Raw genomic sequence first — 25,983 nt, 5'->3', positions numbered from 1 at the left:
CTCCGCCGCCAACTCGTCCTCGACCAGATCTTGCGCACTCACGGAAGACCATCTTGCCGCAACCACCCACAGAGATCTATCCCTGTAGTACTAGGCCGCGTGCTCGGCGAACCGCGCCACCGTCTCGGCCAGCACCTCGCGCCCGTCGCGGGCCCACAGCGCCTCGTTGAAGAGCTCCACCTCGATCGGCCCGTCGTACCCGGCCGCGTCCACGTACCCCTTCCACTCCCGCATGTCGATCACACCGTCGCCGATCTGACCGCGGCCGTTGAGGACACCCTCCGGCAGCGGGGTCGTCCAGTCGGCGAGCTGGAAGGTGTGGATGCGGCCGCCGGCGCCCGCGCGGGCGATCTGCTCGGGGGCCGTGTCGTCCCACCAGATGTGGTACGTGTCCACGGTGACGCCCACCTGCTGCGCCGGGAAGCGCTCGGCGAGGTCCAGCGCCTGGGCCAGGGTCGAGACCACACAGCGGTCCGAGGCGTACATCGGGTGGAGGGGTTCGACGGCCAGCCGCACACCCCGCTCGGCCGCATACGGGCCCAGCTCCCCGAGCGCGTCCGCGATCCGCTCGCGTGCGCCGCGCAGGTCCTTGGAACCGGCCGGGAGACCGCCCGACACCAGGACCAGCGTGTCCGTGCTCAGCGCCGCCGCCTCGTCGACCGCCCGGCGGTTGTCGTCCATGGCCCGCGCCCGCTCCTCCGGGTCGATCGCGGTGAAGAAGCCGCCCCGGCACAGCGTCGTCACCGTCAGCCCGGCGTCGCGGACCAGCTTCGCCGTCGCCTCGACGCCGTACGACCGGACGGGCTCCCGCCACAGGCCCACGCCTGCTACACCCAACTCCCGGCAACCGTGAACCAGTTCGGCCATGCTCAGTTGCTTCACCGTCATCTGGTTGATGGAGAAGCGTTCCGGTGCCGCGCCGTTCACTGGGCCACTCCGTACAGGGACAGCAACGTCTTCATCCTCGTCTCCGCCAGGTCGGGGTCGGGGAACAGGCCCAGGCCGTCCGCGAGTTCGTACGCCTTCACGAAGTGCGGCAGCGAGCGTGCCGACTGCAGGCCGCCCACCATCGTGAAGTGCTCCTGGTGGCCCGCGAGCCAGGCCAGGAAGACCACGCCCGTCTTGTAGAAGCGGGTCGGCGCCCGGAACAGGTGGCGCGACAACTCCACCGTGGGGTCGAGGAGTTCACGGAAGCCCTTCACGTCACCTGTGTCCAGGACCCGTACCGCCTCGGCCGCCAGCGGACCCAGCGGGTCGAAGATGCCGAGCAGCGCGTGGCTGAAGCCCTTCTCGTCGCCCGCGATCAGCTCGGGGTAGTTGAAGTCGTCGCCCGTGTAGCAGCGCACGCCCTGCGGGAGGCGGCGGCGCAGGTCGATCTCCCGCTGTGCGTCGAGCAGCGAGATCTTCACTCCGTCCACCTTGTCCGGGTGCGCGGCGATGACCTCCAGAAACACGTCCGTGGCCGCGTCGAGGTCGTTCGAACCCCAGTAGCCCTCGAGCGCCGGGTCGAACATCGGACCGAGCCAGTGCAAAATCACCGGCTCGGAGGACTGGCGCAGCAGGTGGCCGTAGATCTCCAGATAGTCCTCGGGGCCCTCGGCGGCGGCGGTCAGCGCGCGCGACGCCATGAGGATCGTCTGCGCACCCGCCGCCTCCACCACGGCGAGCTGTTCCTCGTACGCCGTGCGGATCCGCCCGAGGGAGCCGGCCACGAGCTGGTCGGTGCCGACGCCACAGGCGATACGGCCGCCGACCGCCTTCGCTTCCGCCGCGGACCGGCGGATCAGTTCCGCCGCCCCCGCCCAGTCCAGGCCCATCCCGCGTTGAGCGGTGTCCATGGCCTCGGCGACACCCAGTCCGTGCGACCACAGATGGCGGCGGAAGGCGAGCGTCGCCTCCCAGTCGACGGCGGCGGGCGAGTCGGGGGACACGTCCGCGTAAGGGTCGGCGACGACGTGCGCCGCCGAGAAGACCGTACGCGAGGCGAAGGGGGTGCGGACGGAGAGGACGAGGGGGGCGCGGCGCGGCTCGTACACCGTCGAACCACCGCGCGCGTCCGGGAGTCGGATGGTCACAGCGAGATCTCCGGTACGTCGATGCGGCGGCCCTCGGCCGAGGACGTCAGGCCCAGTTCGGCGAGCTGGACGCCGCGGGCGCCGGCCAGCAGGTCCCAGCGGTAGGGCGCGTCGGCGTACACGTGCTTGAGGAACAGCTCCCACTGGGCCTTGAAGCCGTTGTCGAACTCGGCGTTGTCCGGCACCTCCTGCCACTGGTCGCGGAAGGCCTCGGTGGCGGGGATGTCCGGGTTCCAGACGGGCTTGGGGGTCGCGGACCTGTGCTGCGCCCGGCACTTCCGCAGTCCGGCGACGGCCGAGCCCTCCGTGCCGTCCACCTGGAACTCGACGAGCTCGTCGCGGTTGACGCGCACGGTCCAGGAGGAGTTGATCTGGGCGATCGCGCCGCCCTCCAACTCGAAGATGCCGTAGGCGGCGTCGTCGGCCGTGGCGTCGTACGGCTTGCCGTTCTCGTCCCAGCGCTGCGGGATGTGGGTGGTGGCCAACGCCTGGACGGACGTCACCCGGCCGAACAGCTCGTGCAGCACGTACTCCCAGTGCGGGAACATGTCGACAACGATGCCACCGCCGTCCTCGGCGCGGTAATTCCACGAGGGCCGCTGGGCGGGCTGCCAGTCGCCCTCGAAGACCCAGTACCCGAACTCGCCGCGGACGGACAGGATCCGGCCGAAGAAGCCGCCGTCGATGAGCCGCTTCAGCTTCAGCAGGCCGGGCAGGAAGATCTTGTCCTGGACGACGCCGTGCTTGATGCCCTTCGCGTGGGCGAGACGGGCCAGTTCCAGGGCGCCCTCCAGACCCGTCGCCGTCGGCTTCTCGGTGTAGATGTGCTTGCCCGCCGCGATCGCCTTCTTGATCGACTCCTCGCGTGCGGAGGTGATCTGGGCGTCGAAGTAGATCTCGACGTCCGGGTCGGCGAGGACCGCGTCCACGTCGGTCGACCAGTGGCCGAGTCCGTGGCGCTCGGCGAGAGCCTTCAGGGCGTACTCGCGGCGGCCGACGAGAACGGGCTCGGGCCACAGCACGGTGCCGTCACCCAGGTCGAGGCCGCCCTGCTCGCGTACGGCCAGGAGGGAGCGCACGAGGTGCTGCCGGTACCCCATGCGTCCCGTCACGCCGTTCATGGCGATACGCACCGTCTTGCGTGTCACGTCATTCCCTTCGTAGGCGTCCGGCGCCCCGTACGCCCACGGGCGAGCGTGACAGCAAGCGCTTTCTACACAGGAAGACGCTAGCCTCTGTGCGGTGGATCGGACAAGACCGCGTAGATGACGGGATCACGCGTGTCCGTATACAACGTCACATGAGGTGACACGGCGGATACGGGACGGTGAAGTTGGTCGGTCCGTCGAACACGGGGGGACCGCGGGCCTGTACACGGGTGTCCGGAGGGCTGTAGATGGATCTCTGTGGATCCGTGCGTGCCCGCACGACGATCTCCTTGCCCTGAGCAGGACGAGAACGGCGAGAACGACGTAGTACCGAGAACGACGAGAACGACGAGACGCGCGACCGGAGGACGACGACGATGACGGTGACCCTGGCGGACGTGGCGGCGCGCGCGCAGGTGTCGCCCGCCACCGTGTCGCGCGTGCTGAACGGGAACTACCCCGTGGCGGCGTCCACCCGGGAGCGGGTACTGCGCGCGGTGGACGAGCTGGACTACGTCCTCAACGGCCCGGCGAGCGCGCTCGCCGCGGCCACCTCCGACCTGGTCGGGATCCTCGTGAACGACATCGCCGACCCGTTCTTCGGGATCATGGCGAGCGCGATCCAGTCGGAGATCGGGGGCCCGGGCGGGCGGGCCGGCGGCGAACGGCTCGCCGTGGTCTGCAACACCGGCGGCTCGCCGGAGCGGGAACTGACCTATCTGACGCTGCTGCAGCGACAGCGGGCGGCGGCCGTGGTGCTGACCGGCGGCGCGGTCGAGAACAGCGGGCACATGGAGGCCGTCGGCGCGAAACTGCGCAAGCTCGCGGCGGCGGGGACCCGCGTGGTCCTGTGCGGGCGGCCACCCGCCCCCGAGGCGATCGCGCTGACCTTCGACAACCGCGGCGGCGGACAGCGGCTCACCGAGCACCTGATCGGGCTCGGCCACCGGCGACTCGGGTACATCGCGGGCCCCGAGGAGCGTACGACGACACGCCACCGGCTGGAGGGACACCGGGCGGCACTGGCCGCCGCCGGGCTGGAGGACGACCCCCGGCTGACAGTGCACGGCCGCTACGACCGCCGCGCCGGATACGAGGCGACGCTGGAACTGCTGCGCCGTGACCCGTCGTTGACGGCGATCGTGGCGGCGAACGACACGGTGGCGCTGGGCGCGTGCGCGGCGCTGCGGGACTCGGGTCTGCGCATCCCCGAAGACGTGTCGGTCGCCGGCTTCGACGACCTCCCGTTCGCGATCGACGCGGTACCGGCGCTGACGACGGTCCGCCTGCCCCTCTCGGAGGCGGGCGCCCGCGCGGGCCGGATCGCGATGGGACGGGAGGAGCCGCCGCCGGGCGGAATCGCCACGGTGCGAGGGGACTTGATGGTGCGAGGGTCGACGGGGACGCCGCGGGTGTAGCACGGACCCGGCGGTCGGCCGTCGCGCGCAGTGGCCGAGAGCCGCCAAGCGCACCCCCTGGATGCCGGAGCCCGCACGATGCCGGGCGTGCGCGGGCCATGGACGGCGGGCGCGGGCCGTCGTACGCTCGCTCCGTACCTCTGACTGAGTCAACTATCGGACAGCGGGGGATCGAACCATGACCGTCCAGGACATCCGCTCGTTCAACCGCTTCTACACGAACGTCATCGGCGCGCTGGACTACGGCCGCCATCTCTACGCCCCGTACACGCTCACGGAGTCCCGTGTGCTGTACGAATTGGCGCACGGCTCCCGCACGGACGCGGCCGACCTGCGTGCCGAACTCTCGCTGGACGCGGGGTACCTGAGCCGCATCCTCAACAAGTTCGAGCAGGACGGGCTGGTCGAGCGGGCGCCCTCCGACACGGACCCGCGCCGCCGGCGGATCACACTGACCGCGCGTGGCCGGGATGCGGCGACGCTGCTGGAGGAGCGGGCGCGCGAGACGGTCGCCGCGCTGCTCGACAGCGTCTCCCCCGCCGACCGGCCCCGCCTGACGGAGGCCATGCGCACGATCCGTACGGTCCTCGGGGACGGGCGCGCCCCGCGTCCGCGGGACGTCGTGCTGCGCGACCCGGTCCCGGGCGACCTGGGCTGGATCGTGCAGCGCAACGCGGCGGTGTACGCCGCTGAGTACGGCTGGAACACCGACTACGAGGGGCTGGTGGCGAGGATCGTCGCCGACTTCGCCGAGGACCACGACCCGCACCTGGAGCGGGTGTGGATCGCCGAACTCGAGGGACGGCCGGTGGGGTGCGTGATGTGCGTACGGGACGAGACCCCGGCCACCGCCCGGCTGCGGCTGCTGCTCGTCGAACCCGATGCGCGCGGCTTCGGCATCGGCGACCGGCTGGTCGCGGCGTGCGTCGACTTCGCGCGTGGCGTCGGCTACCGGGAGGTGGTGCTGTGGACGAACGACGTCCTCACCGCCGCTCGCCGGATCTACCAGCGCCACGGCTTCGTCCTGGTCGCCGAGAAGCCCCACCGTTCCTTCGGCAAGGATCTGGTGGGGCAGGACTGGCGGCTCGACCTGCTCGGCACGCCCGAGTGACGCCGGGGGGCGTTCCGCGCGCCTGACGAGTAGGGTCCGTGAGCATGAAGCTGGCCTTCTCCACCCTCGGCGTCCCCGGCCTGCCCATACCGGACGTGGTCCGGCTCGCGGCCACGCACGGCTACCACGGCGTGGAGCTGCGCGCACACCCTGAGGAACCGGTGCACCCCGGCATCGGCCCGGCGGAGCGGGCCGACGCGGCCGCCGAGTTCAAGGCGGGAGGCATCGAGATCCTGGGGCTCGCGGGGTACGCGCGTGTCGCCGCGCCCGGTGACGACGAACCCGTACTCGCCGAGATCCGCGGGCTGCTCGACCTGGGCCACGACTTGGGCGCCCCCTACATCCGGGTCTTCCCCGGCGGCAGCGCCGAGCAGCGCTCCGAAGAGGCCGACGCCACCGCCGCGCGGCGCCTGGGCACGGCCGCCGAGTACGCCGCCGACCTCGATGTACGGATCCTGCTGGAGACCCACGACTCGCACCGCACCGGCGCGGACGCCATCCGTGTCCTCGGCGCGGTCGGCCACCGTCATGTGGGCGCGCTGTGGGACGTGATGCACACCTGGCTGGGCGGGGAGCAGCCCCAGGAGACGTTCGCGGCGCTGTCCCCGTACCTCGGCTACGTCCAGGTCAAGGACATCGCGTCCGCCGACGACAAGGCCCCGCTGCCGCTCGGCTCCGGCGTCCTGCCGCTGACCGAGTGCGTGGAGGTCCTCTCCCGCCATGGCTGGGACGGCTGGCTGTGCTGGGAGTACGAGAAGCGGTGGTACGAGGCGGCCGCGCCGCTGCCGGAGCTGCTCGGGCGCGGGCGGGAGCACCTGGCCCGGCTGCTCAGCGAGTCGGCGTGACGGGCTGTTGTCCCGTGCCGCTGCCCGGCCAGTAGGGGTCGCCCGTCACGCGGAGCGCCCAGTGAGCCTCGCGGAGGCGCCCAGGCACCACTCCAGTACGGCGGGCCAGCCGGTTACTGTGCATTCCCTTGACTGGCAGAAACTTCCCGGATATTGGTGGCTCCTTGGAAGTTTCCTTCAGTGATCTCCTCCGGAAGGAGCGCAGGTGCACGACGCCGGCACGGGAAGCACCCCGACCCCCTCCAGACGTACGGTCCTCGCCGCCACCGCGGGCCTGACCGCGGCCCTCGCCCTCACCCCGGGCACCGGGCACGCCGCGGTGCCGCCGGACGAGCGGCTCCGGGCCCTCATCTCCCGCATGACACTCGAAGAGAAGGTCGGCCAGCTCTTCGTGATGCGGGTCTACGGCCACTCGGCCACCGACCCCGACCAGGCCGACATCGACGCCAACCTCAAGGAGATCGGCGTACGGACGGCCGCCGAGCTGATCGCCAAGTACCGCGTGGGCGGCATCATCTACTTCGCCTGGGCGCACAACACCCGCAACCCGCACCAGATCGCGGACCTCTCGAACGGGATCCAGAAGGCATCCCTCGACCAGCCCCGCGGACTCCCCGTGCTCATCGCCACGGACCAGGAGCACGGCATAGTCGCACGCGTGGGCAGGCCTGCCACCCTATTCCCGGGCGCGATGGCGATCGGCGCGGGAGGCTCACGGTCCGACGCCCGTACGCTCGGCCGGATCGCCGGTGCCGAACTGCACGCCCTCGGCATCCGCCAGGACTACGCACCCGACGCCGACGTGAACGTCAACCCGGCCAACCCGGTCATCGGCGTTCGCTCCTTCGGCGCCGATCCGGACGCGGTGGCGGACCTGGTCGCCGCGGAGGTGAAGGGTTATCAGTCGTCGGGAGTCGCGGCGACCGCCAAGCACTTCCCGGGCCACGGCGACACAGCCGTCGACAGCCACTTCGGCTTCCCGGTCATCACCCACAGCCGCGAACTGTGGGAGAAACTCGACGCGGTGCCCTTCCGAGCGGCGGTCCGCGCCGGGATCGACGCGATCATGACCGCGCACATCATGGTCCCGGCGCTCGACGACTCCGGTGACCCTGCGACGCTCTCGCACCCGATCCTCACCGGCATCCTGCGCGGGGAACTGGGCTACGACGGGGTCGTGGTGACCGACTCGCTGGGCATGGAGGGCGTACGCCAGAAGTACGGCGACGACCGGGTGCCCGTGCTCGCCCTCAAAGCAGGCGTGGACCAGTTGCTCAACCCGCCGTCCCTCGACGTAGCGTGGAATGCCGTGCTGAAGGCGGTCCAGGGCGGCGAGCTGACCGAGGCCCGGCTGGACGAATCGCTTCTGCGCGTCCTGCGGCTGAAGGCGAAGCTGGGGCTGCTCGACCGGCCGTACGTCTCCGACGGGGGCGTCGAGCGGACCGTGGGCATCCCGGAGCATCTGCGCGCGGCGGACCGCATCGCGGACCGCACGACCACGCTGCTGGTCAATGAGGGGAGCCTGCTGCCGCTGTCACGCCGTACGCACCCGAGGCTGCTGGTGGTCGGCGCGGACCCGGCATCGCCGTCCGGCACCGACGGACCGCCCACCACCGTGCTGGCGAACGCCCTCACCGGCCTCGGCTTCACGGCCACCGCACGGTCCACCGGCACCGCACCCTCCTCGACGACGATCGACGCGGCGGTGACGGCGGCGGGGAACGCGGACGCGGTGGTCGTGGCCACGTACAACGTGAGCGCGACCAGCTCCCAGCGGACCCTGGTCAACCGGTTGATCGCCACCGGGAAGCCGGTGATCGCGATCGCCGTACGCAACCCGTACGACGTGGCCCAGCTCCCCGACGCCAAGGCCTGCTTGGCGTCCTACTCCTGGACGGACGTGGAACTGCGCGCGGCCGCCCGGGTGATCGCGGGGCAGGTGAGTCCGCGCGGCAGGCTGCCGGTGCCGGTGCAGCGGGCGGACGACCCGGCGCAGGTGCTGTACCCCATCGGGTACGGGTTGTCGTACTAGGGGTACGCCCCGCACCGGGCACCTCACCCCCAACGGTCGCAAAGCACCCCCCATGTCTGGCGTGGGCCGTGATCGCGGGTCACGCTGGACCGGGGTGGACCAGGGGGTTCGCAGATGCGAGGGACACGAGCGTTGCTGGGTGCGCTGCTGACGACCGTACTGGCGGGGGCCGGGCTCTCCGGGTGCCAGACGTCGCCGGGGGCGGCGAAGGACCGTCCGGGCGGGGGTGCCACGTCCACGCAGCCGTCCGGGTACGGGGCCGAGTTCCTCGCGGACGACGAGTGCAGCTCCTTCGGGACGACGAGCTTCACGGAAGTGCCGTGCACGAGCGAACGAGCGGCGGCCCGGGTGATCGCACGGTACGACGGCAACCCGTCCGAGGGGCCCGGCTGTCCGGCGACCACGGACTTCGTGCTGCACATCAGCGAGTCGAAGGCCGCGGCGGACGAGGACGGGGACGGGGCGGTGCCGCGGGGCTACGCCTGCATGCGGAACCTGGAGCCGCCGCATCCGGGCGACCCGGGGGGCGGCGGCGGACCGCGCACGATCGCGGGCGACTGTGTGTACGGTGCCGGCAAGGGCGAGGTCCGCGAAACGGCCTGCGACGGCAAGGGCAAGCACGCGCCCGAGTACAAGGTGACGTCGGCGGTGACGCGGCGCTCGCAGTGCCCGAAGTCGACGGTGCTGTACGTGCAACTGGGCGGCACCAAGTCCGTGGGGTGCGCCCGGCCGGTATGAGCACCGGCCGGGCACGGTACGGGAGTTACGGCCGCAGTCCCGGCTCGCGTTCCACGTCCCGGCGGTCCAGCTTCGCGTCGAACGTGGCCAGTGGCTTCGCCGACGACGGGTTCGAGCGGACCGCCGCCGACGCGACGCCCGCCCAGTCCAGGATGCGGGCCGTGGCCAGAGCCTTCTGGTCGGGGACCAGGCCCGCCACGTTCGCGCCGTGGTTCAGACCCGGGGCCGTGAAGACGTACGCGTCACGGGCGCCCGTGCCGAGCCGGAAGCGTTCCGCCCCCCATGGATCGTTCTGGCCGTACACGAAGAGCATGTGGTGCGCGTGGTGCCGGACCCAGGTGTCCACGTCCCGCATCGCCGACGGCTGGAACCTCATCGGGATGGAGCGGGGCACGAAGTTCCGGGGCGGCTGGTAGCCGTAGCGGACGTACTTCTTCTCGATGTACGGGAAGTGGATCGTCGGCGCCCCCAGCTGCGTGCCCGCCTGGTAGTAGTATGGCGTGTACGGCTCGAGCCCCTGGTCGGTGTAGAAGGAGAAGCCGGAGATCGTGTCCACGGAGTTCCAGATCTCGTCGTCCGTGGCGTTCTTCGCGTCCGCCGGGATCGTCTCGCAGTCCGACAGCAGGCTGTACTGCCAAAAGCCCCACACGTAGTCGAGGACGACCGCCTCGTACGCCCGGTCCAGGCTGCCGATCGTCGTGAACGTGTAGCCGTTCTGCGCCGCGTACTGCGCGTATTTCTTCTCCAGCGGCTCCCGGCGCACCAGCGCCTCGCGCTGCACCGCCTGCAGCCGGTCGCGGCACTCCTTCGTGCCGACCGTCGTGAAGAAGCGGTCGTAGGCCGAGTCCTCGTCGTTCACGACGTCGTTCGGGGCGACGTACGCGACGACACCGTCCATGTCGTGGGGGTAGAAGCGCTCGTAGTACGTCGCCGTCATGCCGCCCTTGGAGCCGCCCGTCGAGATCCACCGCTGGGTGTAGATCGGCTTGAGCGCCTCGAAGATGCGGTGCTGGTCGCCGGCCGCCTGCCAGATGTCGAGCTTCGACCAGTCGGCGGGCTGCGGGCGGGAGGGCGTGAAGAAGCGGTACTCCATGGAGACCTGGTTGCCGTCCACGATCTGGGTCGGCTCACGGCGGCCCGGGTTCGTGGAGACGTTGTAGCCGCCGGTGTAGAAGACCGTCGGGCGGGAGACGTCCTTGTGCAGCACGGTGATCCGCTGCTGGAACGTGCCCTTGGACGGGTGCCGGTGGTCGATCGGCTGGGTGTAGTTCAGAACGAAGAAGCGGTACCCGGTGTACGGCTTCTCCTCGATCAGGCTCATGCCGGGTATGGCGAGCAACCGGTCCTTGATGTCCGTGTCGGCCGCGGTGGCGGTGGCCGCCCCGGCCGTACTCAGCGTGCCGATGAGCACCACGAGCGCCAGCAGCCATCTGAGCGCCTTGCGCATGCACCCTCCCCTGGTAACGCGGATGTCCGCCGGAACCTAGCGGAGCAACTGCCGTCACACCAGGGGACGTTGGAGAAACCTGTGAAATGGCGAAGAAGGTCCCCCGGGTCCCTTTCAGCGACCCTTCAGCACAGGATCCAGCCCGAGCTGACCGACCCCGACCCCACGGAACCGCGCACCCACACACACCGGTGGCCGGCGTGCACGGTCACGGGACCGGCGTGATGCCTGTACCGGCCGATGTCCGCGACGGGACGGCTGCCGCGCGCCTGCACGCTGACGGACATCGACTTCCGGCCGGACACCTTCTTCGCCACCGTCATCGCGCACACATAGCCGTTGTGCTTGTAGATCCGCACGGAGCCGGTGGAGAACGGGAGCGTTCGGACCTGCCGCCCCGAACAGTGGTCGGCCGCCTGAGCGTTCGCCGGGCTCGCCACCGCGAGCAGACCGGACGCCGTCAGCGCGGCCAGGCCGAGCGCCACACGTCGGCGTATCGCACCACTGTCCACTGTTGTCCTCCCCGCGACGATCAGCGTACTGATGTACGGACGCAGGACGTACGTCGGACGGTTGCGTCGTACCGATGCGGTCATGCCGTGGAGCCCACCGGCTCCTCCGGCTCCGGCTCGCCCACGAAGGTCCGCCACAGCTCCGCGTACTGTCCGCCGCGCGCCAGCAGTTCCTCGTGGGTGCCGTCCTCGGCGACCCGGCCGTGGTCCATCACCACCACACGGTCCGCCCGGGCGGCCGTGGTCAGCCGGTGGGCGACCACAAGCGTCGTACGACGGCCGGCGAGGCGGTCCGTCGCCTGGTTGACCTGTGCCTCGGTGGCCAGGTCGAGCGCGGCGGTCGCCTCGTCGAGCAGCAGGATGTCGGGGTCGACGAGCTCCGCACGGGCGAGGGCGATCAACTGCCGCTGCCCGGCGGAGAGGTTGCGGCCGCGCTCGGCCACCTCGTGCAGATAGCCGCCCGTAAGCCGGGCGATCATGTCGTGCGCACCGACCGCCCGTGCCGCCGCCTCCACCTCGGCGTCCGTCGCGTCCGGACGCCCGTAGGCGATGGCGTCCCGCACGGTCCCCGCGAACAGGTACGCCTCCTGCGGGACGACGCCGAGACGGTGCCGGTACGAGGACAGGTCGAGCAAGCGCAGGTCGGTGCCGTCGACGAGCACCCGGCCGCGCGTGGTGTCGTAGAACCGGGCAACCAGCTTCACCAGGGTCGACTTGCCCGCCCCCGTCTCGCCGACGAAGGCGACGGTCTGCCCGGCGGGGATGGTCAGGTCGACGCCGCTGAGCGCCTCCTCGTCGTCCCCGTAGGCGAAGTCGACGCCCTCGAAGGCGATGTCGCCGCGCAGCGACAGCACCTCCAGTGGCTGGTCCGCTGCCTTCGTCGTGGTCGGTTCCTGGAGCAGTTCCTGGATGCGGCCGAGCGACACCGTGGCCTGCTGATAACCGTCGAAGACCTGCGACAGCTGCTGCACCGGCGCGAAGAAAAGGTCGATGTACAGCAGGTACGCGACCAGCGCACCGGTCGTCAGCGTCCCCCCGTCGACCCGGTGCGCGCCCACGATCAGGACGGCCGCCGCGGCCACCGACGACAGCAGCTGCACGAAGGGGAAGTACACGGAGATCAGCCACTGGCCGCGGATGCGCGCCTGGCGGTAGCTGTCGCTGCCCTCCGTGAACCGCCGTCCGCCGTCCCTCTCCCGCCGGAACGCCTGCAGGATCCGCAGCCCGGACACGGACTCCTGGAGGTCCGCGTTGACCGCCGACACACGCTCCCGGGCGAGTTCGTACGCCTTCACGCTCGCCCGGCGGAAGAAGACGGTCGCCACGATCAGCGGCGGCAGCGTGGCGAAGACGACGAGCGCGAGCTGTATGTCGATCACCAGCAGCGCGACCATGATGCCGAAGAAGGTGACGACGGAGACGAAGGCGGTGACGAGGCCCGTCTGCAGGAACGTGGACAGCGCGTCCACGTCGGTCGTCATACGGGTCATGATCCGGCCGGTCAGCTCCCGCTCGTAGTAGTCGAGTCCGAGCCGCTGGAGCTGGGCGAAGATCTTCAGCCGGAGCGAGTAGAGGACGCGTTCGCCGGTCCGTCCGGTCATCCGCGTCTCGCCGATCTGCGCCACCCACTGGATGAGGACGGCGACCAGCGCGAGCAGGGACGCGGCCCAGACGGCGCCGAGGGCCATCCGGGAGACGCCCTGGTCGATGCCGTGCCGGATCAGGATCGGCAGCAGCAGGCCCATGCCCGCGTCGACCGCGACCAGGGCCAGGCTGACGAGGAGGGCCAGGCCGAAGCCGCGCAGCAGCCGGGTGAGTCCGTACGACTCCTCGGGCCGGACCGCGCGGGCCTCGTCGATGCCGGGGGTGTCGGTGGCCGGGGGCAGCTTCTCGACCTGGGCAAGGAGCTCCGGGGTCGCCGGGGAGCCGGTGAGCGCCTGGTCCTTGGGCTCGCGGTCGCCGGTCCACAGGTGCGGGGTGACCCCGCGCTCGGCGTCGAACTCGGCGTCCAGCTCCTCCCGGACGGTGGTGTCCTCCTGCGGGGATGGGGAGGGCAGTGCGTGGCCCGGGGAGACGCCGCCCAGCTCGTCCGGGTCGGTGAGCAGCCGTCGGTAGAGGGCGGACCCCTCCTGCAGCTCCTCGTGCGTGCCGATGTCGGCGAGGCGGCCGCCGTCGAGGACGGCGATGCGGTCGGCGAGGTTGAGGGTCGAGCGCCGGTGGGCGATCAGCAGGGTCGTCCTGCCCTCCATGACCTGCTTGAGGGCCTGGTGGATCTCGTGCTCGACGCGCGCGTCCACCGCGGAGGTCGCGTCGTCGAGGACCAACAGCCGCGGGTCGGTGAGGATCGCGCGGGCGAGGGCGATGCGCTGGCGCTGACCGCCGGAGAGGGTGAGGCCGTGCTCGCCGACCTTGGTGTCGTACCCGTCGGGCAGCTCGGCGATGAAGCGGTCGGCCTGCGCGGCCCGAACAGCCCGCTCGATCTGCTCGTCGGTCGCGTCGGGGCGGCCGTAGGCGATGTTGTTGCGGACCGTGTCGGAGAAGAGGAAGGAATCCTCGGGGACCAGGCCGATCGCGCAGCGCAGCGACGAGAGGGTCAGCTCGCGCACGTCGTGGCCGCCGACGAGGACGGCGCCGTGTGTGACGTCGTAGAAGCGCGACAGCAACAGCGAGACCGTCGACTTGCCGGAGCCGGAGGAGCCCACGACGGCGAGGGTTTCACCAGGTCGGATCTCGAAGGAGAGCCCGTCGAGGACCGGCCGCCCGTCGCGGTAGGCGAAGGAGACGTCGTCGAACTCGACCGTCGCGGGAGCGTCGGCGGGCAGCTCCTTGGCGCCGTCCTTCAGCGACGGCTGGGTGTCGATCAGCTCCAGGACGCGCTCGGCGCCCGCGCGGGCCTGCTGGCCCACGGTGAGGACGACGGCGAGCATGCGCACGGGGCCGACGAGCTGGGCGAGGTACGAGGAGAAGGCGACGAACGTGCCGAGCGTGATGTGTCCGCGCACCGCGAGCCAGCCGCCGAGCGCGAGCATCGCGACCTGGCCGAGGGCGGGCACGGCCTGGAGGGCGGGGGTGTACGTGGCGTTCAGCCGGATGGTCCGCAGCCGCCCCGCGAAGAGTCGGCGCCCGACCTCGCGGAGCTTCCCGGTCTCCTGCTCCTCCTGCCCGAAGCCCTTCACCACGCGTACGCCGCTGACGGCGCCGTCGACCACGCCCGCCACGGCGGCGGCCTGGGCCTGGGCGTACCAGGTGGCCGGGTGCAGCCGGGCGCGGCTGCGCTTGGCGATGAACCACAGGGCGGGCGCGACGGCCAGCGCCACCATCGTCAGCGGCAGCGACAGCCACGCCATGATCACCAGGGAGATCACGAAGAGGAGCAGGTTCCCGATGGTCATCGGGAGCATGAAGAGGAGCCCCTGGATCAGCTGGAGGTCGCTGGTGGCGCGGCCGACGACCTGGCCGGTGGACAGCTCGTCCTGACGCCGCCCGTCGAGCCGGGTGATCGTCCCGTACATCTCCGTGCGCAGGTCGTGCTGGACGTCGAGGGCGAGCCGACCGCCGTAGTAGCGGCGGATGTAGGTGAGGACGTAGACGACGACGGCCGCACCGATGAGGGCGCCGGCCCAAGGGGTCATGGACCGGGTGTGGTTCCCGACGACGTCGTCGATGATCACCTTGGTGAACAGCGGGACCAGTGCCATGACGGCCATGCCGCCGAGGGAGGACCCGAGCGCGAGGACGACGTCCTTCGGGTGCCGCCAGGCGTAACCGGCCAGCCTCCGCGCCCAACCCCGCGTTTCCCCCTGGTGCGCTGCCACGCCGGTGCCTTCCTCGAGACCTGATCTTCCGCAAGGCACTAACGCGAACAGAAGCGGATTTCATCCCTCCGCAACAATTCCCCGACCAAGGTCGGAGGGAAGGGGTGCCTCGGACCTAGGACGCCGTGGGGTGTGGGAGACGGACCCGCAGCGCGTACAGACGGGTGATCCGTGCCGCGTTCTGGTTGTCGTCGCTGACCAGGAGGAGGTTCAGCCGGCCGTGGGGGGTGCCCGTGATCGTCATGCCCTCGATGTTGTCGAGGAGCGGGTTCGGCTGGGGCTGCTTGGCCTGCGCGCCGAGGGAGGGACAGTTCACCAGGTCGGCGAGGAGGGTCTTGCGGGCGAGGCGCACACCGTCCTGGCCGGTCAGCGTGTCGATGCCGCTCGTGTCGGTGGCGTGGCGCACATCGGCCAGGTAGAGGCGGATCGTGTTGCCGTACCCGGACGTGAACCCGCGCTCCAGGACGAGCAGCCGGCCGTCGGGGGTCGCCGTGGTCTCGGAGACGCCGAGGCCGGTGTCGGTGCGGTAGCCGTACTGAGTCCCGAGCGCGAAGTGCTTCCCCTGCCGCGTCCACGTCTGGAAGCGGACGACGCCGGAGGTGTCACCGCTCAGCGAGCCCTCCATGTCGGCGAGCAGCGTGTGTCCGCCGGGCAGCAGGGTCAGCCCCTCGAAGGTCTGGTTCGAGGTGGCGCGGCCGGCCGGGGCGGCCCCCAGCGCGTCCGGCACCGGGAGGCGGTCGAGGATCTTCCCGTCGCGGGAGTGGCGGCGTATCGACGGCTCGGTCTCGGAGGTGACGAGCCGGGTGCCGAGGGGGTCCCCCCGCTCGAGCGAAGCCGAGAGTGGGGGAGGTCGACGGCGAGTCCCTCGGAGTCGAGGGCGGCGCCCTTCTCGTGGGCGAGGTTCACGACGCTCGTGGGCTTCAGGCCGCCCCGGCCGAGGGTGAAGAGCGACGAGCGGTCGGAGAGCGCGGCGATCTGCCCGATGGGGTCCCCCTGCTCGAGCGAAGCCGAGCGTGGGGGAGGTCGACGGAGAGCGCGGAGAGGTTGCCGACGAACGTGCCCTCGTACGTCGTCTTGTCGAGGGCGTCGGAGAAGCTCTCGATGCCGACGGTGGAGGAGCAGGCGTGAGCGGCCGTGCCGGTCGCGGCGGCAGATCCGGTGGCGGCCGGCGAGGTGGCCGCCACCAGAGTGGCGGTGACGGTGGCGAGAAGGATTCTCAGGCGCAAGCCGCCACCGTAGGGCGAGACGCGTGGCACGGAGGTGGACTCCCCGTGAACCGCGGGGAGTTCGACCGTGTCAGCTCGCGGGGACCGCCGGAGTGGCCTCCTGCGGCGTGCTCGTGGGTACGTACGCGCTCGTCGTGGAGGTCGTGGGCACCAGGTCCTTGTGGATGGCCTTGGCCACGTTCTGGATGGTGGTGACGCCGTAGCTCATGGTGCTGTTGTCCTGGGTGAGCACGGTGATCATGTAGTCGTGGCCGCGGCCGTTGAACGTGCCGACGCTGTGCACGCGCCAGCCGTGCGTGGCGCGCGGCAGCCAGCCGTTCTTGACGTGCACGGAGACCCCGGACGGAGCGCCCGCCGGGGTGCCCCAGCGCTGCGAGGAGACGACCTTCCCCATCAGCTTCAGGATGTACGCGCGGGAGTTGTCGCTCAGCACGGAGTTCTTGGCGGTGATGAGTTTGAGCAGCTTCTGCTCGTCCTGCACGGTGATCTGGGTCAGACCCCAGTAGCCGTTCGCGCCCGGCTTGGTGTGCGTCATGCCGGCGGCGGCCAGGAAGCCTTTGATCTTCGTCATGCCCAGCTGCTTCCACAATGTGCTGGTCGCGCTGTTGTCCGACTTGGTGATCATCGCCGTGGCGAGGCTCGCCTCACGACTCGTCAGATAGCGGTTGTGCTTCTTGGCGTCCCACAGCAGCGTGGCGAGCACGGTGACCTTGACGACGCTGGCCGAGTCGTAGGCGCTGGTGCTGCGCAGCGAGCAGGTGGTGTTGGTGGAGCGGTCGTAGAGGCCGACCGCGACGCTCCCCTTGCGGCCCGCGAGAGCCGCGGTGATGTCCTTCTGCAGTTTGGCGGCCAGGCCCGCCTTGCCCGACGTACAGCTGACCGTCGGCGTGACAGCGGCGGCGGGCGCGGCGGCCGCCACGAACGGTATGAGCATCCCGGCTCCGAGGCCCGCACAGAGCACACGGGCACGCCGGGACATCCGGTGAGTCATGAAGGTCCCATCCCTTGCGTGGATTCGTACGTGCCCCGGCACGTACGACCCTCATGACGCACAGGTGGTGGCGAATGGTTGTATGAGGCCTTACTCATTCCTCGGAGAATTCACAGGGAAGCGCCAGGTACGACACAGCGCTCGCCCACTCGGGCCGTGCAGCATGCGCCTCGTGACGTCTGCCACTGATCCGTATCCCCACACCCCCGTGTCTCCCGTGGCGCCTCCCGCGCCACCGCCACAGCCGCCGGCTCCGCCGGGGAAGGCACCGCGCTGGTCGCTTCCCGCGCTGCTCGCCGTCATGGCGCTGGCCGCGGTCCTGTACTCGTGGAACCTGTCCGGCTCCACGCTCAACAGCTTCTACAGCGCGGCCGTGCTCAGCGGCACGCAGAGCTGGAAGGCGTGGTTCTTCGGCTCGCTCGACGCGGGCAACTTCCTGACCGTCGACAAGCCGCCGCTGGCGCTCATGGTCATGGGGCTGTCGTGCCGCGTGTTCGGCTTCGGCACCTGGCAGATGATGCTGCCGATGATCGTGGCCGCGCTCGCCACGATCTGGATCGTGCACTCCTCGGTGAAGCGGGTGTGGGGCCACGGCGCCGCGGCCGTCGCGGCACTGGTGCTGGCGCTCACCCCGATCACGGTCGCCATCAACCGCGACAACAACCCCGACACACTGCTCGTCCTGCTGATGGTCGGCGGCGCGGCTCTCGGGCTGCGCGCGGTGACGAACGGCAGGCTGCTGCCGCTGGTCGGCTCGGCGGTGTGCTTCGGGCTCGCGTTCAACACGAAGATGCTGCAGGGCTACATCGCGCTGCCCGCCGTCTTCGCGGTCTACCTGTACGCGGCCCGGATCGGACTCGCGAAGCGGATCGTGAACCTGCTGCTCGCAGGCGTGGCCCTGGCCGTCTCCAGCTTCTGGTGGGCGGCGGCCGTGTCGCTGGTGCCCGCCTCCGAGCGGCCCTACATCGGCGGCTCGACGGACGGCACCGCCTGGAACCTGATCATGGGCTACAACGGCCTCGGCCGGATCTTCGGCGGCGAGGGCAACCGCGGTGGAGGCGGCGGTGGCGGCGGTGGCGGCGGCTTCTCCGGCACCGCGGGCCTCGGACGGATGTTCAACGACATCCTCGGCGGCCAGATCTCCTGGCTGATCCCCTTCGCGGGCATCGCTCTCGTCGGCGGCCTGGTGCTGTGCGGCCGCGCCCCGCGCACCGACCTGAAGCGTGCCGCGCTGCTGCTGTGGGGCGGCTGGACCGCGCTGCACTACCTGACCTTCAGCATGGCCGAGGGCACGATGCACCCGTACTACACGACCGCGCTCGCGCCCGGTGTCGCGGCGCTGTGCGGGGGCGGCGGCACGATGCTGCTGCGCGCGTTCCGTACGGACAGGCGGTGGGTGTGGGTGCTGCCCGTGGGGCTCGGCGTGACCGCCGTCTGGGCGGTCGTGCTGCTGCGCCGGGCCTCCGGTTGGAACACCTGGCTGTGGCCGACGGTCGCGGTGCTGATGGTGCTGGCGATCGCGGGGCTGTTCGTCTTCCGCTCCGGCAACCGGGTACGGCTGCTCGCGGCCTCCGTGGGGGCGGCGATCGTGGCGGCGGTCGCGGGCCCGGCCGCGTACGCCTGGTCGGTGCCCTCCGGCTCGGGCGGCGGCATGGGCGGCACCAACCCGACGGCCGGCCCTTCGACGGGCAGCGGCTTCGGCGGCGGACCGGGCGGCGGCCGGGGCCACTTCCCCGGCGGCGGAAACGGCGGCCCGGGCAACGGCGAGATGCCGGGCGGTACCCAGCAGGGCGGCCAGAACAGCCAGGGGAGCGGCGGCTTCCCGGGCGGCGGCACTCCCAGCGGCGCCCCGAACGGCGAGCTGCCCGGCGGCACCCAGCAGGGTGGCGGCTTCCCGGGCGGGCAGCAGGGCAACGGCGAGGCTCCCGGCGGCCAGACGGGCGGTACGCCACCGAACGGCACCGGGAACGCCCGGTCCGGCCGGACCGGCGCCGGCGCCATGGGTGGCTTCGGCGGCGGCGCGAGCAGCGAGCTCGTCTCGTATCTGAAGAAGCACCAGGACGGCGCCAAGTGGCTGCTCGCGGTGTCCAGTTCGCAGAGCGCCGCACAGCTGATCCTGAGCAGTGGTGAGCCCGTGATCTCCATGTGGGGCTGGTCCGGCACCGACAAGGCGATGACGCTCGCCACACTCAAGGAACTGGTGAAGAAGGGCGCGCTGCACTACATCCAGCTCGGCGGCGGCATGGGCGGCGGGATGGGCGGCGGCTCCGGCGTCAGCTCGGAGGTCACGGCCTGGGTGCAGAAGCACGGCACCGCGGTGAAGAAGAGCGCGTACAGCAAGAGCACGGCGTCGGGCTCCGGTTCGGGATCCGGTTCGGGATCCGGCTCCGCCTCGTCGAACTCCTCGTCGAACTCATCGTCGCAGAGCAACCAGTCGTCTCTCTACCGCCTGGACCCCTCGGACCTGACCTGACGGACCCGCGACGCGTGGCGGCCCCCGACCATCCCGGCGGGGGCCGCCACGCGTGGCAGACCGTCAGCCGAGGTGCGTCGGCGCGAACATCCGCAGGACCGCCGGGAGGACGACCACCGACGGGCCCGGCTCGGCCAGTGCCTTCGCCAGGTCCGTCTCCAGCGTCTCGGGGGAGGTCCGGACCCCCGGGACGCCGAACGACTCGGCGAGGGCCACGTAGTCCGGGCGCGTCAGTTCCGTCGCCGTCGCCTGACCGAAGGCGTCCGTCATGTACTCGCGCAGGATGCCGTAGCCGCCGTCGTCGACGATCAGCCAGGTGACGTTGAGGTGGTACTGCCGTGCCGTCGCCAGTTCGGCGATGGAGTACAACGCGCCTCCGTCGCCCGAGACTGCCAGGACCGGCCGCGTCGGGTCCGCCGTGGCGGCGCCCAGTGCGGCCGGGAAGCCGTAGCCGAGGCCGCCCGCGCCCTGCGCCGAGTGCATGGTGTTCGTACCCCGCGGGTCGAAGGCCGACCACGCCCAGTAGGCCAGGATCGTCATGTCCCAGAAGGACGGCGAGTCGGCAGGGAGGGCGCGGCGTACCGACGCCAGCACGTTTTGTTCCAGGGTGAGTTCCTGGGACGCGATGCGGTCGGCGACCTTCGCGAGCAGCGTTCGCACGCGGCCTGGAGCCGTGTCGTCCTCGCGCGTCTCGACGGTCTCCAGCAGCGCCTGCAGGGCGAGGCGGGCGTCCGCGTGGATGCCCAGGGCGGGGTGGTTGGACTCCAGCTTGCCGAGGTCCGCCTCGATCTGGATCACCCGGCCGCGCGGCTTGAACGTGTGGTAGTTCGAGGACAGTTCACCGAGGCCCGAGCCGACCACCAGCAGGACGTCCGCGTCCTCCAGGAGGTCCGTCGTGTGGCGGTCCTCCAGCCAGGACTGGAGGGAGAGGGGGTGCTCCCAGGGGAAGGCGCCCTTGCCGCCGAAGGTGGTCACCACCGGAGCCTGAAGCCGCTCCGCCAGCGCCAGGAGCTTGCCGACGGCGTCCGCCCGGACCACCCCCCCGCCCGCGATGATCGCCGGGCGCTCGGCACGGGAGAGCAGGTCGGCGGCCACAGCCGTCAGTTCGGGGCGCGGCACCAGTTCGTCCGGCGTCGCGTCCACCGCCGTCACCACGGGCAGACGCGTCTCCGCGAGCAGCACGTCCTGCGGGATCTCCACCCACACCGGCCCGTGTGGAACCGTCAGCGCCGACCTCCACGCCGCCGCGATCGCCGACGGGATCTGGGACTGGGTGCGGACCGTGTGGACGGACTTGACCACGCCCCTGAACGAGGCCGTCTGGTCGGGGAGTTCGTGCAGATAGCCGTGTCGGCCGCCGCCCAGACCCGCGGTCGGGATCTGGCTGCTGATCGCCAGGACCGGGGCCGAGGCCGCCGCCGCCTCCTGGAGCGCGGCCAGCGACGTCAGCGCGCCCGGGCCGGTCGACAGCAGGAGCGGGGCCGCCTCTCCGGTGATCCGGCCGTACGCGTCCGCGGCGAAGCCCGCGTTGTTCTCCACCCGCAGGCCGACGTACCGCAGATCGGAGCGACGGAGCGCGTCGAACATGCCGAGCGCGTGCTGGCCGGGCAGTCCGAAGACCGTCGTCGCGCCCAGCCCGGCCAGGGTCTCCACGACCAGATCTCCGCCGTTGCGGCCGGGGGGAGGGTTCAGCGCGGCCTCGGTCTGCGCCGCCGTGGGGCGCAGGACCAGGTCGTGGTCGTGGGTCACTTGGTCTCGCTCTCCTCACCTGCGCGGGCCGCCGCGATCTGGCGGGTCATGACGGTCGTCAGCTCGTACGCGGTGTGGGACGCGGCCACCGACGTGATCTCCGCATGGTCGTAGGCGGGCGCCACCTCGACGACGTCTGCGGAGACCAGGTTGCAGGAGGCCAGGCCGCGCAGGATCTCCAGCAGCTCGCGCGAGGTCATGCCGCCGGCCTCGGGGGTGCCGGTGCCGGGAGCGTGGGCCGGGTCGAGGCAGTCGATGTCGATGGAGATGTACAGCGGGCGGTCGCCGATGCGCTGACGGAGCTGGTCGGCGACCTCGTCCGCGCCGCGCCGGTAGATGTCGGCGGACGTGACGATGCCGAAGCCCATCTTCTCGTCGTCGGTGAGGTCCTGCTTGCCGTACAGCGGGCCGCGGGTGCCGACGTGGGAGAGCGCGGAGGTGTCGAGGATGCCCTCCTCGACGGCGCGGCGGAACGGGGTGCCGTGGGTGTACTCGGCGCCGAAGTACGTGTCCCAGGTGTCGAGGTGGGCGTCGAAGTGCAGCAGGGCCACCGGGCCGTGCTTCTTGGCGACGGAGCGCAGCAGCGGGAGCGCGATGGTGTGGTCGCCGCCGAGGGTCATCAGGCGGGCGCCCGTGCCGAGCAGCTCGTCGGCGGCGGCCTCGATGGTCTCCACGGCCTCGTTGATGTTGAACGGGTTCACCGCGATGTCGCCGCCGTCCGCGACCTGCGCGAGGGCGAAGGGGGAGGCGTCCTGCGCCGGGTTGTAGGGGCGCAACAGGCGGGACGCTTCACGGATCGCGTTGCCGCCGAAGCGGGCACCGGGACGGTAGGAGACGCCCGAGTCGAAGGGCACGCCGACCACGGCGACGTCCGCGGTGCCGACCTCGTCGAGACGGGGCAGCCGGGCGAAGGTCGCGGGGCCCGCGTACCGGGGGATGCGGGAGGAGTCGACGGGGCCGCGGGGCCGGCTGTCGCCTGCTGCGGTGGTCTCGGTGCTGCTCATCGTCGAACTCCTCCAGGTCATGCGTGTTTCCTCCAGTGTCGCGGACCCCGCGGAAGGGCCCGACCGGCCCGGCGCCGCACGGCTGCCGGGCCGAAGCAACGGGGCTAGGCGCCCACCGCCGCGGGCTCGTCCGCGGTCGCCGCGCCGCGTCCCGCGAGCCGCTCGCGCCATGTGGCCAGCACGGCCGCGTCCGTCGGCTTCGTCACGAGCGACACCACGACGTACGCCGCCAGCGAGGCCAGCAGTCCGTAGTAGACGGGCTCGTTCGCGAGGATGCCGTAGGACACCATCAGGCCGATGACGGCGAGACCGCCGACCACCACCGAGGCGAGGGCGCCCTGCACGGTGCCGCGCTTCCACAGCAGTCCGCCGAGGATCGGGACGAGCAGACCGCCGACGAGCAGGTTGTAGGCGACGGTCAGCGCCTCGACCACGTTGTTCAGCGCGATGGCCGTACCGATCACAGCGACCCCCATGATCAGGATGAAGGCACGGTTGCCCTTGACCTCGTCGTGCGCCCCCTCGTCGTGACGCCCGACACCGCGCAGCCGCGACCAGATGTCGTTGTTGGCGACGGTCGCACATGCGATGAGCGCGCCGGAAGAGGTCGACATCACCGCGGCGAGGGCGGCGGCGAGCACCAATCCCCGTACGCCGACGGGCAGTTCGTCCTTGACGATGGTCGCGAAGGCGTCGTCCGGGCTGCTCAGCTTCGGGTACATGACCTTGGCGGCGGTGCCGATGACGGCGCCGGCGAGGGCGTACACCAGACAGTAGGTCCCGGCCACCGTGCCGCCCCACTGGGCGGTCTTGTCGCTGCGCGCGGTGAACACGCGCTGCCAGATGTCCTGCCCGATGAGCATGCCGAACGTGTAGATGAGGACGTAGGTGAAGATCGTCTCGCCGCCGATGCCCAGCGGGTCGAAGTACGAGGTCGGCAGCTTGGCCTTCATCTCGCTGAAGCCGCCCGCCTTGACGACCGCGATCGGCAGCAGCAGGAGCAGGACGCCGATGGTCTTCACCACGAACTGCACCATGTCGGTGAGCGTGATGGACCACATCCCGCCGAGCGTCGAGTACGCGACGACGATGGTGCCACCGAGGATGATCGCGACGGTCCGGTTCATGTCGAAGAGGACGTCGAAGATGGTGGCGTAGGCGATGGTCGAGGTGACCGCGAGCATGAGGGTGTACGCCCACATGACCACGCCCGATATGACGCCCGCCCGGCCGCCGTATCTCAGGTCGAGCATCTCGGAGACGGTGTAGACCTTCAGACGGGCGATACGCGCGGAGAAGAAGACCGACAGCGCGAGCAGGCCGAGACCGATGGTGAACACCATCCAGGCGCCGGAGAGCCCGTACTGGTAGCCGAGGCCGACGCCGCCGATGGTGGACGCGCCGCCGAGGACGATCGCGGCCATGGTGCCGGAGTACATGGCGGGCCCGAGGCGACGGCCCGCCACGAGGAACTCGCTCTTGGACCTGGCGCGGCGCATGCCCCACCAGCCCATGGCCAGCATGCCGGCCAGATAGACGACGATCACTGCGTAGTCGACGGCCATGTGGGGCCCTCCTTCGTGCACTTTCCGGTGGCGTGTCGTGCAGGTACGTGGGGAGTGGGGACGTCGGCAGCGGCTCGCGGGGACATCCGCCCGTACCCGCGGCTGCCGGTCCGGACCGACACTAGGTGGCCGGAAAGCGACTGCGAAGTGTACGTTTCATCCATTCGAGCGGAACGGGCTGGAGGGAACGCACATATGCCGGACGCATCCTCACCAGCGGTCCCACCCACCCCGCCGGTCCCGCTGTCGGCGCTCCTGGCCCGGGAGGACCTGGCCCTGCGCCAGATCGCCGGGCCGGCCGGCCCCGACATCGTGATCCACTGGGCGCACACCTCGGAGATGGCGGACCCCTACCCGTATCTGCTGGGCGGCGAGCTCCTGCTGACGGCGGGCGTGCACGTGCCCCAGGCAGCCGGCTCCGGCAGCTGCTCCGACTACTTCGACGACTACGTCTCCCGGATCGTGGCCGCCGGCGGCGCGGCCCTCGGCTTCGGCCTCGCTCCGGTGCACGACACGGTGCCGCGTGCGCTGGTCGCGGCCTGCGACGCCTACGGGCTGCCGCTCCTGGAGGTGCCGCCGCAGACCACCTTCTCCGGCGTGGCCCGTGCCGTCTGGCAGCTGATGGCCCAGGCGCGCCTGGCCGAGCTGCGCCGCGTCACAGAGGCCCAGCAGAGCCTCGCGGCCGCCGCCTCCCGGCCCGACCCGGTGCCGTCCGTGCTGCGGCAGCTGGCCCAGCGGCTCGGCGGCTGGTCGGTGCTCTACGGACCGGACGGGACGGAAACCGCCTCGGCGGGCCGGGAGCCGGGCACCGAGGCACGGGGGGCGATGGCGGAACTGGCGCGGGTCGTGCGGCCCGCCGGCGCCGCGACACGGCCGCCCGGCACGGCACCGCACTCCGCGACGGCCGCGCGGCCGGAGGGTCCTGCCGGGGCGGTTCGCCCGCAGCCGGCCGGGAGACCGGCTCCGTCCTCCGCCGCCGACACCGTCGCCGGCACCCACCTCGCCGCCTACGCCCTGGCCCCCGGTCAGGGCTTCGTCCTCGGGGTCGCGTCCCCGCAGCGCGACCCCGGGGACCACACCATCGCCTCGGTCGCCGCGGTACTCCTCTCCCTCCTCACCGGCGAGCAGCAGAGCGGCGCGGGTGCGGCGCGTTCGTCGGCGCTCGTGCGGCTGCTGCTGGGAGCCGCGCCGGAGGCGGTCGCGCCGCTGCTGGGGGCCGAGCGGTGGCTCGTCGTGCACGCGCGCCCGGACGCACCGGCCGCGCCACGATCCCGGCCGCACCCGACCGGAGGAGACTCCCCTGACGCCATGGCCGCCTCCGCGCTCGGCGCGGCGCTCGGGTCCACGCTGATCGACCTCATGGACGACGTCGTACGAGTCCTCGTCCCGGCCGACCGCGAACCGGCCCCGCAACCCGGCTGGGCCCTCGGCGTCAGCGCCGCCGCCGCCCCGCACGACTGGTCCTCCGCCGACACCCAGGCGGCCCGCGCCCTGGCCCGCGCCCGCGCCACCCGCGCGACCCTGGTCCGCCACGGCAGCCGTCCAGGCCTCGCCGACCTCGTCCCCCACGAGGAGGCCGAGGCGCACGCGCGCACCCTCCTCGCCCCGATCAGCGCCACCTCCGCGCTCACCGAGACCCTGCGCACCTGGCTCTCCCTGCACGGCAGCTGGGACCGCACGGCAGTGGCCCTCTCCGTCCACCGCAACACGGTCCGCCAACGCATCGCCCGTTGCGCGGCGTTGCTGAACGCGAACCTGGACGATCCGGACGTACGCATGGAGCTGTGGTTCGCGCTGAAGCAGACGGGACACGGCTGACGGGCCGGTACCCCCG

17 protein-coding genes and 1 pseudogene are annotated in these 25,983 nt (G+C 71.4%); 7 read left to right on the top strand and 11 right to left on the bottom strand.

Features of this window, described 5'->3' with window-relative positions; all coding sequences use genetic code 11:
- Positions 1-90 precede the first annotated feature (90 nt).
- Genes ACZ3TS_RS32435 through ACZ3TS_RS32425 form a run of 3 tightly spaced genes read right to left on the bottom strand, consistent with a single transcriptional unit; the run spans position 91 to position 3,223 of the window.
- Positions 91-888: a sugar phosphate isomerase/epimerase family protein gene (locus ACZ3TS_RS32435; protein ID WP_467624980.1), complete on the bottom strand. Its 798-nt coding sequence runs from the start codon at positions 886-888 to the stop codon at positions 91-93.
- A 35-nt stretch (positions 889-923) separates the two neighbouring features.
- Entirely contained in the window at positions 924-2,075 is a 1,152-nt protein-coding gene (locus ACZ3TS_RS32430; RefSeq protein WP_467624971.1) for a dihydrodipicolinate synthase family protein, read from the bottom strand.
- A complete protein-coding gene (locus tag ACZ3TS_RS32425) occupies positions 2,072-3,223 on the bottom strand; it encodes a Gfo/Idh/MocA family protein (RefSeq protein ID WP_467624968.1) in 1,152 nt (383 codons plus the stop codon). The genes ACZ3TS_RS32430 and ACZ3TS_RS32425 overlap by 4 nt, the downstream gene beginning before the upstream one ends.
- Positions 3,224-3,600: 377 nt before the next feature.
- Here ACZ3TS_RS32425 and ACZ3TS_RS32420 point away from each other — a divergent pair, with 377 nt between their 5' ends.
- The 5 genes from ACZ3TS_RS32420 (at position 3,601) to ACZ3TS_RS32400 (ending at position 9,367) form a co-directional block, all read left to right on the top strand.
- A complete protein-coding gene (locus ACZ3TS_RS32420; RefSeq protein ID WP_467624966.1) occupies positions 3,601-4,641 on the top strand; it encodes a LacI family DNA-binding transcriptional regulator in 1,041 nt (346 codons plus the stop codon).
- A 178-nt stretch (positions 4,642-4,819) separates the two neighbouring features.
- On the top strand, positions 4,820-5,752 hold the full coding sequence (locus tag ACZ3TS_RS32415) for a bifunctional helix-turn-helix transcriptional regulator/GNAT family N-acetyltransferase (protein WP_467624964.1): 933 nt from the start codon (positions 4,820-4,822) through the stop codon (positions 5,750-5,752).
- 44 nt (positions 5,753-5,796) lie between these two features.
- Positions 5,797-6,597 carry a sugar phosphate isomerase/epimerase family protein gene (locus ACZ3TS_RS32410; protein ID WP_467624978.1) on the top strand — a complete coding sequence of 267 codons (801 nt, stop codon included), beginning with the start codon at positions 5,797-5,799 and terminating at the stop codon, positions 6,595-6,597.
- Positions 6,598-6,802: 205 nt separating this feature from the next.
- A complete protein-coding gene (locus ACZ3TS_RS32405; RefSeq protein WP_467624962.1) occupies positions 6,803-8,629 on the top strand; it encodes a glycoside hydrolase family 3 protein in 1,827 nt (608 codons plus the stop codon).
- A 114-nt stretch (positions 8,630-8,743) separates the two neighbouring features.
- The gene (locus tag ACZ3TS_RS32400) at positions 8,744-9,367 is read left to right on the top strand and encodes a hypothetical protein (protein WP_467624960.1); all 624 of its coding nucleotides are present in this window, start codon (positions 8,744-8,746) and stop codon (positions 9,365-9,367) included.
- A 25-nt stretch (positions 9,368-9,392) separates the two neighbouring features.
- Here the strand turns inward: ACZ3TS_RS32400 and ACZ3TS_RS32395 are convergent, their stop codons facing one another.
- The 5 genes and pseudogenes from ACZ3TS_RS32395 to ACZ3TS_RS32375 all read right to left on the bottom strand — a co-directional run bounded on the left by ACZ3TS_RS32395 (position 9,393) and on the right by ACZ3TS_RS32375 (position 17,301).
- Positions 9,393-10,814, bottom strand: a complete 1,422-nt coding sequence (locus tag ACZ3TS_RS32395) for a S28 family serine protease (protein ID WP_467624958.1) — start codon at positions 10,812-10,814, stop codon at positions 9,393-9,395.
- 125 nt (positions 10,815-10,939) lie between these two features.
- The gene (locus ACZ3TS_RS32390; RefSeq protein ID WP_467624975.1) at positions 10,940-11,326 is read right to left on the bottom strand and encodes a hypothetical protein; all 387 of its coding nucleotides are present in this window, start codon (positions 11,324-11,326) and stop codon (positions 10,940-10,942) included.
- An 80-nt stretch (positions 11,327-11,406) separates the two neighbouring features.
- Positions 11,407-15,141: an ABC transporter ATP-binding protein gene (locus ACZ3TS_RS32385; RefSeq protein ID WP_467624955.1), complete on the bottom strand. Its 3,735-nt coding sequence runs from the start codon at positions 15,139-15,141 to the stop codon at positions 11,407-11,409.
- Between the two features lie 115 nt (positions 15,142-15,256).
- A pseudogene (locus tag ACZ3TS_RS32380) lies at positions 15,257-16,367 on the bottom strand (esterase-like activity of phytase family protein).
- 70 nt (positions 16,368-16,437) lie between these two features.
- Positions 16,438-17,301 carry a serine hydrolase gene (locus ACZ3TS_RS32375; protein ID WP_467624953.1) on the bottom strand — a complete coding sequence of 288 codons (864 nt, stop codon included), beginning with the start codon at positions 17,299-17,301 and terminating at the stop codon, positions 16,438-16,440.
- Between the two features lie 229 nt (positions 17,302-17,530).
- On the opposite strand from ACZ3TS_RS32375, the gene ACZ3TS_RS32370 reads away from it, so the two are divergent.
- On the top strand, positions 17,531-19,831 hold the full coding sequence (locus ACZ3TS_RS32370; protein ID WP_467624950.1) for an ArnT family glycosyltransferase: 2,301 nt from the start codon (positions 17,531-17,533) through the stop codon (positions 19,829-19,831).
- Positions 19,832-19,894: 63 nt separating this feature from the next.
- Here ACZ3TS_RS32370 and ACZ3TS_RS32365 read toward each other — a convergent pair whose 3' ends face one another.
- From ACZ3TS_RS32365 to ACZ3TS_RS32355, 3 genes are all read right to left on the bottom strand, one after another.
- Positions 19,895-21,580 (bottom strand): thiamine pyrophosphate-binding protein, encoded by a 1,686-nt coding sequence (locus ACZ3TS_RS32365; protein WP_467624948.1) that lies wholly within the window; start codon positions 21,578-21,580, stop codon positions 19,895-19,897.
- A complete protein-coding gene (gene speB, locus ACZ3TS_RS32360) occupies positions 21,577-22,584 on the bottom strand; it encodes an agmatinase (RefSeq protein ID WP_467624945.1) in 1,008 nt (335 codons plus the stop codon). The genes ACZ3TS_RS32365 and speB overlap by 4 nt, the downstream gene beginning before the upstream one ends.
- Positions 22,585-22,688: 104 nt before the next feature.
- A complete protein-coding gene (locus ACZ3TS_RS32355; RefSeq protein ID WP_467624944.1) occupies positions 22,689-24,149 on the bottom strand; it encodes a sodium:solute symporter family protein in 1,461 nt (486 codons plus the stop codon).
- A 195-nt stretch (positions 24,150-24,344) separates the two neighbouring features.
- Here ACZ3TS_RS32355 and ACZ3TS_RS32350 point away from each other — a divergent pair, with 195 nt between their 5' ends.
- Positions 24,345-25,967, top strand: coding sequence for a helix-turn-helix domain-containing protein (locus ACZ3TS_RS32350; protein WP_467624943.1), 1,623 nt, complete (start codon positions 24,345-24,347; stop codon positions 25,965-25,967).
- Positions 25,968-25,983 lie beyond the last annotated feature (16 nt).

It is taken from the genome of Streptomyces sp. NPDC022910 (assembly GCF_055561075.1).
Note: the sequence above shows the minus strand (reverse complement) of the source record. Positions and strands in the feature narration are given on the sequence as shown.